At 46.1% G+C, this 12,317-nt stretch carries 12 protein-coding genes; all 12 read left to right on the forward strand.

What is annotated here, in order from left to right; all coding sequences use genetic code 11:
• The first annotated feature begins 496 nt into the window (after positions 1 to 496).
• Positions 497 to 874 carry an NADH-quinone oxidoreductase subunit A gene (locus M3204_RS09410; protein WP_251480961.1) on the forward strand — a complete coding sequence of 126 codons (378 nt, stop codon included), beginning with the start codon at positions 497 to 499 and terminating at the stop codon, positions 872 to 874.
• A complete protein-coding gene (locus M3204_RS09415) occupies positions 865 to 1,377 on the forward strand; it encodes a NuoB/complex I 20 kDa subunit family protein (protein ID WP_251480962.1) in 513 nt (170 codons plus the stop codon). The genes M3204_RS09410 and M3204_RS09415 overlap by 10 nt, the downstream gene beginning before the upstream one ends.
• Positions 1,378 to 1,380: 3 nt before the next feature.
• A complete protein-coding gene (locus M3204_RS09420) occupies positions 1,381 to 2,655 on the forward strand; it encodes an NADH-quinone oxidoreductase subunit C (protein WP_251480963.1) in 1,275 nt (424 codons plus the stop codon).
• Positions 2,656 to 2,658: 3 nt separating this feature from the next.
• The gene (locus M3204_RS09425; RefSeq protein WP_251480964.1) at positions 2,659 to 3,759 is read left to right on the forward strand and encodes an NADH-quinone oxidoreductase subunit D; all 1,101 of its coding nucleotides are present in this window, start codon (positions 2,659 to 2,661) and stop codon (positions 3,757 to 3,759) included.
• A complete protein-coding gene (nuoH, locus tag M3204_RS09430) occupies positions 3,759 to 4,766 on the forward strand; it encodes an NADH-quinone oxidoreductase subunit NuoH (protein WP_251480965.1) in 1,008 nt (335 codons plus the stop codon). The genes M3204_RS09425 and nuoH overlap by 1 nt, the downstream gene beginning before the upstream one ends.
• Before the next feature lie 42 nt (positions 4,767 to 4,808).
• Positions 4,809 to 5,228, forward strand: a complete 420-nt coding sequence (gene nuoI / locus M3204_RS09435) for an NADH-quinone oxidoreductase subunit NuoI (RefSeq protein WP_251480966.1) — start codon at positions 4,809 to 4,811, stop codon at positions 5,226 to 5,228.
• The gene (locus M3204_RS09440; protein WP_251480967.1) at positions 5,225 to 5,749 is read left to right on the forward strand and encodes an NADH-quinone oxidoreductase subunit J; all 525 of its coding nucleotides are present in this window, start codon (positions 5,225 to 5,227) and stop codon (positions 5,747 to 5,749) included. Before nuoI ends, M3204_RS09440 begins: the two co-directional genes overlap by 4 nt.
• Positions 5,746 to 6,060, forward strand: coding sequence for an NADH-quinone oxidoreductase subunit NuoK (gene nuoK, locus M3204_RS09445; protein WP_251480968.1), 315 nt, complete (start codon positions 5,746 to 5,748; stop codon positions 6,058 to 6,060). Before M3204_RS09440 ends, nuoK begins: the two co-directional genes overlap by 4 nt.
• 150 nt (positions 6,061 to 6,210) lie before the next feature.
• The gene (gene nuoL / locus M3204_RS09450) at positions 6,211 to 8,073 is read left to right on the forward strand and encodes an NADH-quinone oxidoreductase subunit L (protein ID WP_251480969.1); all 1,863 of its coding nucleotides are present in this window, start codon (positions 6,211 to 6,213) and stop codon (positions 8,071 to 8,073) included.
• Positions 8,073 to 9,593, forward strand: coding sequence for an NADH-quinone oxidoreductase subunit M (locus tag M3204_RS09455; protein ID WP_251480970.1), 1,521 nt, complete (start codon positions 8,073 to 8,075; stop codon positions 9,591 to 9,593). Before nuoL ends, M3204_RS09455 begins: the two co-directional genes overlap by 1 nt.
• 6 nt (positions 9,594 to 9,599) lie before the next feature.
• Positions 9,600 to 11,120: an NADH-quinone oxidoreductase subunit NuoN gene (gene nuoN, locus M3204_RS09460; RefSeq protein WP_251480971.1), complete on the forward strand. Its 1,521-nt coding sequence runs from the start codon at positions 9,600 to 9,602 to the stop codon at positions 11,118 to 11,120.
• Positions 11,121 to 11,834: 714 nt separating this feature from the next.
• On the forward strand, positions 11,835 to 12,071 hold the full coding sequence (locus M3204_RS09465; protein WP_251480972.1) for a DUF1146 family protein: 237 nt from the start codon (positions 11,835 to 11,837) through the stop codon (positions 12,069 to 12,071).
• Positions 12,072 to 12,317: the final 246 nt, after the last annotated feature.

A 12,317-nucleotide genomic window follows, 5' to 3' on the forward strand; every position in this document is an offset into this window, starting at 1 on the left:
AAAAACGGTTGTTTAGAGATTGATTGCTCCTTCTTTTCTCTAATAATGATCCCCAAAAAATCTCGCTAATCAAAAAGTCCACAATTTCACCATATCCTTTGCTGCAACAGAACTTAAAAATGTTGACAAACATCACTGACAACTAAATCCAAATGGGTTAAATATAGAATGTAACCGATTGTCTTGTTTTAGGAGCAGCGCAAAGCCAAAACAAGGAGGCTGCACACTCCAAAACCCGGCGCTGCAATATCAACAAAATGCCTGATAAAAAGAATGTGAATAAATTGACTTCTGAAGAACTATGTATGAGAGGGGACGACTCTCCAGGCAGTCCATCCTTGCCTTTGAAATGAAATTATTTTTCTATCAAAAAGGCTTGGAAGAAGGTTGCCAGATTGTTCAAAGCCTTGTCGACACACTATTGCAACAATGGTATAATTGTTATCGGTTACAAGATTAAAAAGTTTGAAAATTTTACAACATTGGAGGGATGGGCATGGAACAGTTTAATCTATATCAAAATAACTATTTGATAGTCTTTGTGTTCCTATGTCTCGGGGTATTGCTTCCTGTTGTTGCATTGTTCGCAGCTAAGCTTCTGCGGCCAAAGTACAAGCAGGACGAGCGGAAATATACCACCTACGAGAGCGGAATAGAACCGTTCAGCGATGCACGCGTTCAGTTTAACGTCCGTTATTATGTGTTTGCCCTTATGTTCGTTATTTTTGATGTAGAAACAGTGTTTTTGTATCCATGGGCAGTCGCCTATGAGAAACTTGGAATCTTTGCGCTGATCGAAATGTTGATCTTCGTCGTAATGCTTCTTATCGGACTCATCTATGCATGGAAAAAGAAGGTGCTAAAATGGATTTAAGATTGGATGATATTTCACCTGAAGAAATGGCAGAACTCCAAAGAAACGTATTTGTGACAACACTTGAACAGGTAAAAGGCTGGGCACGCAGCAACTCGATGTGGCCTATGACATTCGGTCTTGCATGCTGCGCGATTGAAATGATGGCATCCAGTTCGGCTCACTATGACCTGGATCGTTTCGGAACTTTTTACCGTAACTCTCCGCGACAATCCGATGTCATGATCGTGTCCGGTACAGTGACGAAAAAAATGGCACCGACAGTGCGCAGGCTGTATGACCAATTAGCAGAACCTAAATGGGTAATCGCGATGGGCTCATGCGCTACAGCAGGCGGTCCATATGTAAAATCATACTCAGTTGTAAAAGGTGTCGACCAGATCGTACCAGTCGATGTTTACATACCGGGATGTCCGCCAAATCCAGCAGCTTTAATTTACGGGATTAATAAATTAAAAGAGAAAATCCGTTACGAGGCGAAAACCGGGAAGAAGGTGATCTAACCGATGAGCGGGGAAAAGGATTTAGAGCAGATAAAGAGAGAAGCAGCTGAAAAAGCAAAGGAGCTGGCAAAACAGCGCCTAGCCGCGAAACAAGCGGGAGAAGGAAACGACCCGAAACAGGTTGCCGATCAAATCGCTGAACCTGTAGTGAAAGAAAGCGTGGCAGCAGCAGCAACTGATGATGCGGATCTGGCGAAGAAGAAGGCCGCCGCAGCAGCGAAAGCGAAAGCAGCCGCAATGGCGAAAATGAAAGCGAATGCGCAGGCGGGAGAAGCTCCAGCGGCATCAGAAGCCAAAGCTGAGGTTTCTGCTCCGGTCGAAGGACAAGATGCTGATCTAGCCAAGAAAAAAGCCGCCGCAGCAGCGAAAGCAAAAGCAGCAGCACTTGCAAAAATGAAAGCAACCGGCCAGATTGAAGCAAACGCCGAGTCAGAAGCACAAGCAGCAACTGACGCAGCAGATGACGATGACCTAGCCAAGAAGAAAGCCGCAGCAGTAGCAAAGGCGAAGGCAGCAGCGGAAGCGAAATTGAAAGCAAAGGCCGAGGCAGGCGAAGGAGCAGACGCTTCATCAGGAGACGATGACGATCTTGCGAAGAAGAAAGCAGCAGCTGTAGCGAAAGCGAAGGCAGCAGCGGCCGCTAAAGCAAAAGCCGCAGCATCTGGCGGCGGATCCGCTGACGATGAAAAAGCGAAAGCGATTGCCGCAGCAAAGGCGAAAGCCGCAGCAGCAGCGAAAGCAAAATCAGCAGCCGGTGCAAAAGCCGGAGCAGAGGAACCTGTTGAAGAGAAGAAGCCTTCTCCAAACCAGCCTTACTTAGATAAATATGTAAAAACAATCACAGACAATCTTGGTGCTGACATTTTGGAAGATTCGTATATTAATCCTCTTTCAAAGGATGTGCCTACGCTTGTCGCCAAGAGAGAATCATATTATCGACTGGCTGAATTCCTGAAATACAATGAATTGCTAGGATTCGATTATCTATCAGAGCTTCACGGCACTGATTTCCAGACACATATGGAAGTGTATGTTCACTTATACTCATACAAAAACAGGCAGTCTGTCGCACTGAAGGTCAAGCTTGACCGCAATGACCCAGTTACCCAGTCGGTACAGCCTCTATGGGCAGGAGCGGATTGGCCTGAGTGTGAGGCATACGACTTGCTTGGCATCAAATTCGAAGGCCATCCTAACCTCCATCGCATCATGCTTGGTGAAGACTGGGTCGGCCACCCATTAAGAAAAGACTATGAACCGTATGATGTGGAGGTGTAGCCCGTGATACGCACAGAAGAAATGCTCTTGAACGTGGGCCCGCAGCACCCTAGTACACACGGTGTATTCCGCCTCGTTCTTAAAATTGACGGTGAGATCATTGTTGAAGCAAAACCGGTCATCGGTTATTTGCATCGCGGGACTGAAAAACTTGCAGAAGATCTGCAGTATACACAGATCATTCCTTATACAGACCGGATGGACTATGTATCAGCAATGACGAATAACTACGTAATCGTCCATGCAGTTGAAACAATGATGGGCATCCAGGTGCCAGAACGCGCCGAGTACTTAAGGGTTCTCGCAATGGAATTGAACAGGGTTGCCAGTCACTTGCTGTGGTGGGGAACCTTCATCCTCGACTTCGGGGCGACGAGCCCATTGCTCTATGCATTCCGTGACCGTGAAATGATCCTGAACCTCCTGAATGAACTTTCAGGTGCGCGCCTGACATTTAACTACATGCGTGTAGGCGGCGTTAAATGGGATGCTCCGGAAGGCTGGCTTGAAAAGGTTGCTGAATTCGTTCCTTACCTAAGAGGGCAGCTGAAAGGATACCACCAGCTTGTATCTGGTAACGAAATCTTCCTTAACCGTACAAAAGGCATCGGCAAATATACAAAAGAAGATGCCATCAATTACTCATTGAGCGGCGCGAACCTTCGCTCAACCGGCGTGAAATGGGATTTGCGCAAGGATGAGCCGTATTCGATCTACGACCGTTTCGACTTCGACGTTGTCACACGCGAAGAAGGTGACGCACTTGCCCGCTACTATTGCAGGCTGGGTGAAATCGAAGAATCACTAAAAATCATTGAACAGGCTTTGGAACAATTCCCGAAAGAGGGAGAAATCATGGCCAAGGTTCCGAAAATCATCAAGGCTCCAAAAGGGGAAGCGTTTGTCCGCATCGAAGGATCCAGAGGCGAAATCGGCTGCTACATTTCCAGCGATGGCAAAAAAGAGCCATACCGTCTTAAGTTCAGAAGACCGTCCTTCTACAATCTGCAAATCCTTCCTAAACTACTAGAAGGTGAAAGTATCTCGAATCTGATTGCAATTTTAGGAGCGGTTGATATCGTTCTTGGGGAGGTAGACGGTTAATGGTTCAGGATCTTCTCGAATCAAGCGCAGGCCTTTTCAACTTTGGAATCTTCTTCATTTTGGCTGTCATTCTGCTGTTCGTAATCCTAGGTTTCGTTACGATGGCGATATTGGCAGAGAGAAAAGTGCTTGGGTTTATGCAGGGCCGTTACGGTCCGTCACATGTCGGCGGTAAATGGGGTCTTTTGCAATCTGTAGCCGACGTAGTAAAGCTTCTTGTAAAAGAAGATTTGATTCCAAAAGCAGCGGATAGACCGCTGTTCATTATCGCACCGGTCATCGCGTTCGCTCCATCCTTCATGGTAATGGCGACGATTCCGCTGACCGATAAATTGCAATTTGCGGACTTGAATGTCGGTGTCCTATATTATGTCGCCGTTTCAGGATTGACGATTGTCGGAATGTTGATGGCTGGCTGGGCTTCAAACAATAAGTATTCTTTGCTAGGCGGTATGCGAGCCGCTGCACAGATGATTTCTTATGAAATCCCGCTTGTCATGAGCGTGCTTGGGGTCATCCTGCTTTCAGGCAGCCTCAGCTTGAATGATATCGTTGAAACACAGCGGGAAAGCGGCTGGTTCATCTTATGGCAGCCTATCGCTTTCATTGTTTTCTTCATTGCGGCTACCGCTGAATTGAACAGGGTGCCATTTGACCTTGCTGAAGCGGAAAATGAGCTTGTTGCCGGTTTCCATACCGAGTACTCTGGCTTCCGCTGGGCAATGTTCATGCTTGCTGAATATGTGTATATGTTCGCAATGTCTGCCTTGATCACGGTCATTTTCCTGGGTGGCTGGCTGCCGCTTCCATTCATGGGCTTCATTCCAGGAGCAGTATGGTTCGCACTTAAATTCAGCGTTGTGGTATACATTCTCATTTGGTTCCGTGCTACGTTCCCGCGTATCCGGGCTGACCAATTGATGGAGTTTGCCTGGAAAGTGCTGTTGCCGGTAGCATTGGGAAACATCTTCCTGACTGCTTTGATAAAAGAAATTTTTCTAAAATAGGAAAGGGAGCATGCCGCTTCCTGCATTAAAGGGGTGAATAACGTGCTAGGATGGACTAAAGGATTAGCTTATACCCTTAAACAATTGACTCGCGAAAAGCTTACTTATGATTATCCAAATCAACCGATTCCGCTCCCGGACCGATTCCGCGGAATTCAGAAGTTTTATCCCGAAAAATGCATTGTCTGCAACCAGTGTGCCAATATTTGCCCGACAGAATGCATTAACTTGACTGGTAAGAAGCATCCTGATCCAACGAAAAAAGGGAAGATCATCGATACGTATGATATCAACTTCGAACTTTGCATCCTCTGTGACCTATGCACAGAAGTTTGCCCGACTGAAGCGATCATCATGACGAACAACTTTGAGCTTGCTGAATACAGTCGGGATGATTTATTTAAGAACCTGGAATGGCTTGACGAAAATGATGAGAACATACGGAAGGTGAATAAAGCATGACGTTAACAGGCGAATTTTTTGCGTTTATGTCACTTGCTTTAGTGGCGGTAATCGGCGGCGTGCTTTTATTGAACCTTACAAAGGTCATCCACATGGTCGTAGCGCTCGTCTTTACATTCGTCAGTATTGCAGGGATTTATGTTTTGCTGTCCGCTGAATTCGTAGCGGTTGTCCAAGTAATGATTTACTCCGGCGCGATCACAATCATCATGCTTTTTGGAATCATGCTTACCCGTCATCACGGTGAAGAAGCGGAGCCTAAAGGCGGAGGGTTGCGCAAGCTGCTGTTGTTCCTTGGAGTCCTGGGCTTTGGGGCTGCTGTCTACTTAGGAATCTATGACTTGAATTTCGAAGCAGTGCCAAATACGCTGCATGAAAACAACACAGAACAAATCGGGATTTCGCTTTACTCGCAATATATCATCCCGTTTGAACTTACATCCGTGATCCTGCTTGTCGCACTGGTTGGAGCAATTGTGCTGGCGCGCAAGGATGACGAAAAGGAGGGTGACAAGGAATGAGTTCTGTTCCAGTTTCAGCCTTTCTCGCACTTGCACTTATTCTTTTTTGCATCGGATTGTACGGTGCTTTGACTAAACGGAACACCGTGATTGTGCTGATTTCGATTGAGTTAATGCTCAATGCCGTCAATATCAATCTAGTAACATTCAGCAAATACGGGGTGAACCCATCCATCACAGGCCAGGTTTTCGCGTTGTTCGCGATCGCGGTCGCTGCCGCAGAGGCTGCAGTGGGACTGGCGATTCTGATCGCTCTTTACCGCAACCGCAGAACGGTCAATATTGATGAAATGAATCAGCTGAAAAATTAATTGATTCATAAGACAGCGGTGCCTTGGCACCCGCTGACAAACGTATAGAAGATTTCTTGTAGCTGGACTGCCCCGTGTAAGACGGGCCTCAATCTGACGGGCGTATACATGATAGACAACGCGCGTTCAAAAAAGGGGATTGTGATATTAATGGAGAATGCTTGGCTCATTCCGCTGTTCCCGCTTGTATCCTTTCTATTGCTTCTTCTGTTCGGTAAAAAGCTTAAAGAAGCGAGTGCTTTCGTTGGAATACTGGCGACGCTTGCCTCATTGGTTTACTCCATCCTTGTGCTGCTCGAGCGCTTATCGGAGCCGACCTACAAAGCTGAAACCGTATGGCTGACAATAGGGGACTTACAACTGACTGCGGGCTTTGAAGTAAACCAATTAAACGCATTGATGCTGGTGATCGTATCTCTTGTCAGTTTCCTTGTACATACCTATTCAAAAGGATATATGCATGGTGATGAGCGGATTCCGGTTTTCTATGCTTATCTAGGATTATTTACTTTTGCAATGCTTGGTCTCGTAATCTCGCCGAATCTTTTGCAGACCTATATTTTCTGGGAATTGGTCGGTGTAGGTTCATTCCTGTTGATCGGATTCTATTTTTACAAAGAAAGCGCCAAAGCGGCGGCGAAAAAAGCTTTCATCATGACCCGTATCGGGGATGTCGGGCTGCTGATCGGAATGATCTTATTATTCTGGCAAACTGGCAGCTTTGAATATGATGAAATTTTTGCCGCAGTGGAAGAAGGCGCTGTTTCCGGAACAATGATTACATTGACTGCAATCTTGATTTTTATCGGGGCAGTTGGTAAATCAGGTCAGTTCCCGCTTCATACATGGCTTCCTGACGCCATGGAAGGCCCGACACCTGTTTCTGCGTTAATCCACGCAGCGACGATGGTTGCGGCCGGTGTCTACTTGGTCGCATCGATGTTCCCGCTGTTCAATGCGAGTGAGACAGCTATGTTGACTGTGGCGATCATTGGTGCCTTCACAGCGATCTTTGCGGCAACAATCGGCCTTGTGCAGACTGACATCAAGCGCGTTCTCGCGTTCTCGACGGTCAGCCAGCTTGGCTATATGATGCTTGCATTAGGCTCTGCCGGTTATGTTGCCGGAGTATTCCACTTGATGACTCACGCTTTCTTCAAAGCGTTATTGTTCCTTGCAGCAGGCAGCGTCATCCATGCTGTACATACTCAGGATATTGAAAAAATGGGCGGGCTTTGGAAAAAGCTTACCTTCACTGGACCTTTGTTCCTGATAGGAACACTGGCGATCAGTGGTGTCCCGTTATTCTCAGGCTTTTTCAGTAAAGATGAAATTTTGATTGCTGCATGGGCACATGGCAATTACGGCCTGTTCTGGCTCGCAGTGATCGCGGCGTTCTTCACAGCATTCTATATGTTCCGCCTGTTCTTCATGGTGTTCTCTGGTGAGGCACGCAGCGAAATGAAGAATGTCCATGAATCACCGTCAGTGATGACATTGCCGATGGTTGTCCTCGCTGTACTGGCTGTTGTAGCTGGTTATGTGAATACACCGTGGTTCGGCTCATTCCTTGGCGACTGGCTTGTAGAGGGCAATGAAGCGCTTGGACACGGACATATCGCAGGTCCTGGCTGGATCATGATTGTTGCAACAGCTGTTTCCTTGCTTGGCATCCTGCTTGCATGGATGATGTACAGCAAGAAATCCATTTCACGCGACTGGCTTTCAAGCAGAGCGCCAATTGTATATGGCATTGTCAAGAATAAGTACTATATTGATGAAATTTACAACCAGACCGTCGTGTTTGGTGCGAAAGCGATCAGCTTGTTCCTTCGCTTCATCGAGATCTTCCTTGTTGAAGGAATCGTCAAGCTGACAACTGCTGCCGTCCAGGCGCTCGGCAAGACTGGTGCGAAAATTCATAGCGGCCAAGTACAGACATATGGCACAATCGCCTTTGTCGGCCTGGCAGTATTGATGGTCATCTTTGCGTTAACAGGGGGGTATTTGTAATGGATTTCAATTATTTTCTTACCTTGCTGGTATTCTCCCCTTTACTAGGTATCCTGCTGCTGGCATTCATGCCAAAAGCAAATGAGTCAGGCATTAAAATGCTTGGTGTATTGGCAACACTTCCGTCATTGATTCTTGCGTTGATTGCATATTTTTCGTATCGCGGCGGAAATGACCTTGCTAATTTTTCGGAAAAATTCCGCTGGATCCAATTCGGCGGCCAGGGTGCCGAACAATCCGGCATGTTCAGTGTCAATTATGAACTTGGCATCGACGGATTCGGCCTTGTCATGGTGGTACTCACTGCAGTGATCGCTACGCTTGCGGCACTTGCATCCTTCCATATCAAAAAAGAGTGGAAAGGCTACTACATGCTTTTCCTGCTTCTTGAAATCGGGATGCTTGGCGTATTCACATCACAAAACTTGATTTTGTTCTTCCTTTTCTTCGAAATCACGCTGATTCCAATGTTCTTCCTGATTGGGAAATGGGGCTATTACGAAAAAGAAAAGGCTGCTTACAGCTTCTTGATCTATAACGGTCTTGGCTCAGCCATCCTGTTGATCGTCATCATGGTGTTATTTTCAAGAACAGGCACTTCAAACATTGAAATGCTAAGAATGATTTTAAACACTGAAAATGCGCCTTTAGTAGCGCCGGTTTCAGAGTCACTGAAGATGGGATTATTGATTGCCTTGCTTGTTGCCTTTGGCGTCAAGCTGCCAATCTTCCCGCTCCACAGCTGGATGCTGCGCGTACACGTTGAGGCGCCGCCTTCAATCGTCATGATCCACTCAGGGATCCTGTTGAAAATCGGTGCTTTCGGTTTGATCCGCTTCGGGATGGGAATCTTCCCTGAACAATTTGCCGATTTGACCGTCCTGCTGGCAGTACTTGGGGTCATCAATCTGCTATACGGAGCATTCCTTGCTTTTATACAGACAGATTTCAAGATGGTCCTTGCTTACTCTTCTATTTCCCATATGGGTATCGTATTAATCGGACTTGGGGCAAATAATGAAGCGGGAATTCAAGGGGCTATTTTCCAGGTTGTATCTCACGGCTTGATTTCAGCATTATTGTTCTTCCTTGTTGGTGTAATGTATGAGCGTACTCATACAACGACACTTGCGAACCTTGGCGGCCTTGCGAAGGGCATGCCGATTGCATCAGGCTTCTTGCTTGCCGGCGCAATGGCTTCACTCGGCTTGCCAGGCATGTCCGGATTCGTCAGCGAATTCATGGCGTTCTTTGGTCTATTCAAAGAAATGCCAGTCCTTGCAGCGGTTGGTACGCTTGGCATCATCATGACTGCCGTTTACCTGTTGCGCGCTGTGCTTGCCATCACATATGGCAAAGCTGAACGCGAATTCGTCGGGATTTCCGATGTCCGCTCATTTGAATGGGCGCCGATCTTGGTGCTTGTAGGCTTGATTGTATTAATTGGGGTATATCCAAACGTTCTTAGTGAACCGCTACAGGCAACATTAGAGACTATCTTGATGGGAATAGGGGGGTGATGAAGGATGGATTTAGATACACTTCTATCATTTGAATGGGGGACGATGACTCCGGAATTCATCATCCTTGGTATCCTGACATTATTATCAGTGCTTGATTTGTTCCTGCCAAAGCATGTCGACCGGAAAATTCTTGGCTGGATTGGCTTTGTCGGTGTCATCCTGGCGCTCGTTTCACTCGTGTCCTTGATTGGACATGAAACAACATCAATTTTATTCGATACCTTCAGGCTCGATTCATTCGCGATCGCATTCAAGCTGATCCTCCTCGTCGGAGGAGCACTTGTATTGCTTTTAGCGATTGACTTCAATCATAACGAAGGTCTCGAGCTGTATAAAGGCGAATTCTTCTATCTGTTCCTGGCTGCATTGCTGGGTGCAATGATGATGGCATCAAGCGGCGACTTGATTACCTTGTTCGTCGGTCTTGAATTGCTTTCAATTCCTTCTTACATCCTGGCCGGTATGAGAAAGAGAAACCTTAAATCTAACGAATCAGCGATGAAATACGTCATCAACGGCGGTATTTCATCGGCAATCACATTGTTCGGCATGAGCTATGTTTATGGAATCGCTGGCACAACGAACTTGAAGGGAATCGCAACAGTCTTCGGAGGCATTTCCGATGCTCAGCATATTTACATTCTTGGACTGGCATTCTTCATGATCTTTGTCGGGCTATCATTCAAGCTTGCATCCGCTCCATTCCATATGTGGGCGCCGGATGTATACGAAGGAGCTCCAACTCCAGTCACTGCATTCTTGAGCGTTGTCTCAAAAACAGCCGGATTTGTGATCATCCTCCGTATCCTTTTATCTGTATTCGGATATATTCCTGTTACACAAGAGGATGGACAGCAAATTCCGCTTCTGTTCGCTATCCAGGATTATATTGCTTTCCTTGCGGGAGCAACAATGATCATCGGTAACGTCATTGCCTTAAGACAGCACAATATCAAGCGCCTGTTCGCATACTCAAGTATCGCGCACGCAGGTTACATCCTTGTTGCGCTGACAGCAATGTCATTCGTAACATTCGATGCGATCTGGTTCTATCTGCTGGCATACGCATTAATGAATCTTGGCGCTTTCGCCATCATTCAATTGATCACAATGAAAACAGGCTCAGAAGACATCAGCCATTTTGCCGGCCTATACCGCCGCGCGCCGCTTCTAGCAGTCGCAATGGGAATCTTCATCCTGTCACTCGCAGGAATCCCTGGTACAGCAGGCTTCATCGGCAAGCTGAACATCTTCATGGGAGCATTGATGGTCGACCAGGCACATTACGTTCTTGTATCGATCATGATTGCCACAACGGTAGTCTCATATTTCTATTACTTTGGAATCATGACGCAGATGTTCTTCCGTCCGGCAGCTGACGAAGCGAAAATCTCACTCCCGGCAGGAACGACCGCAGTCATCCTATTTACTGCGATCGCAACAATCCTGTTCGGAATTATGCCAAACGTGGCGTTGGACTTCCTGCACACGAACTTTAACCAGTTCGTCGATTTCATGAGGTAATTTACGGATTGAATCAGGTTTTGGGGAAAATCTATTCGAAAACAAAGGGGTAAAATAAGACTGGCCTGCGAAAAATTGCAGGCCAGTTTTTTTGATTTGTTGCGAGTTTATGTGATCGGATTGGCGTGGGAATCAAGATTATGGTCACATAAAAGGGGTTTATGTTCCCGAAGAAGCGAAGAAATCGAGAAACCGGTCACATAAAAAGGGTTTATGTTCCCGAAGAAGCGAAGAAATCGAGAAACCGGTCACATAAAAAGGGTTTATGTTCCCGAAGAAGCGAAGAAATCGAGAAACCGGTCACATAAAAAGGGTTTATGTTCCCGAAGTGGCGAGTAAATCGAGAAACCGGTCACATAAAAAGGGTTTATGTTCCCGAAGTGGCAAGTAAATCGAGAAACCGGTCACATAAAAGGAGTTTATGTTCCCGGAGTGGCGAGGGAATCAAAATACCGGTCACATAAAATGGATTATGCTACCGAGGTGGCGAGGGAATCAAGATACGGTCAATATAAAATGGTTTATGCGCAGGATAAAAAATAAATTGCCGCTAGAAAAACAGTTTTCAACGCAAATTGTTGTAGGTGTGTAGTTGTCTGGTAAATTAGACTTTTCCAGTAAAAACGTTGAAACTTTCCGTAACCTGAAACGTCTAAATTACAGGTATGCAACTCCTTTATGTTAAAATGAATGGAGGAAAAGGGGGAACAACAAATGATTTCTGGTTTTGGCCCATTCGCGCTGATCAGCATACTAACACATCTCGTTTTCATCGCGCTTTCCTGGTGGGCGTTACAGGCATTCCAATTCGAGAAACTGCTAAGGGCAAACCATGTGGTTCAAGCCCGTGTCTTATATATTTTAGCTTCCATAGCCTTAGGCTCCACAGTAAGCAATTTCTTCCTTGATTATCTCCAATGGTCACAGCAGCTGCCGATGATTTTCAGCTGATTATAGGACATGGGCTTTATTAGCTTATGCATAAAAATCGGACTAAAGTCAATTGGTAAAAAATTAGGTCTTCATACATGTTTTCAAAACGAGAGTTTTTAAGTAAAATTGGCATTGTGTTTGTTTTTGCGAACAAACATGTTTATTTTTTCACAAACATTGGACACCCGGCTAAGTTGATTAGCAGAATCGTGTCAAAAAGTGACGAGAATTCCCAAGTATGTGTTTTGCTCTCCTGGTAAGAAT

The sequence above is a fragment of the Mesobacillus subterraneus genome (genome assembly GCF_023715485.1).
Classification (GTDB): Bacteria; Bacillota; Bacilli; order Bacillales; family Cytobacillaceae; genus Mesobacillus; species Mesobacillus subterraneus_B.

What these genes read in the sequence shown, in the direction of transcription:
- M3204_RS09410 (WP_251480961.1), top strand. Translation starts at nt 497, where the DNA reads ATGGAACAGTTTAATCTATATCAAAATAACTATTTGATAGTCTTTGTG.
- M3204_RS09415 (WP_251480962.1), top strand. Translation starts at nt 865, where the DNA reads ATGGATTTAAGATTGGATGATATTTCACCTGAAGAAATGGCAGAACTC.
- M3204_RS09420 (WP_251480963.1), top strand. Translation starts at nt 1,381, where the DNA reads ATGAGCGGGGAAAAGGATTTAGAGCAGATAAAGAGAGAAGCAGCTGAA.
- nuoH (WP_251480965.1), top strand. Translation starts at nt 3,759, where the DNA reads ATGGTTCAGGATCTTCTCGAATCAAGCGCAGGCCTTTTCAACTTTGGA.
- M3204_RS09440 (WP_251480967.1), top strand. Translation starts at nt 5,225, where the DNA reads ATGACGTTAACAGGCGAATTTTTTGCGTTTATGTCACTTGCTTTAGTG.
- nuoK (WP_251480968.1), top strand. Translation starts at nt 5,746, where the DNA reads ATGAGTTCTGTTCCAGTTTCAGCCTTTCTCGCACTTGCACTTATTCTT.
- nuoL (WP_251480969.1), top strand. Translation starts at nt 6,211, where the DNA reads ATGGAGAATGCTTGGCTCATTCCGCTGTTCCCGCTTGTATCCTTTCTA.
- M3204_RS09455 (WP_251480970.1), top strand. Translation starts at nt 8,073, where the DNA reads ATGGATTTCAATTATTTTCTTACCTTGCTGGTATTCTCCCCTTTACTA.
- nuoN (WP_251480971.1), top strand. Translation starts at nt 9,600, where the DNA reads ATGGATTTAGATACACTTCTATCATTTGAATGGGGGACGATGACTCCG.
- M3204_RS09465 (WP_251480972.1), top strand. Translation starts at nt 11,835, where the DNA reads ATGATTTCTGGTTTTGGCCCATTCGCGCTGATCAGCATACTAACACAT.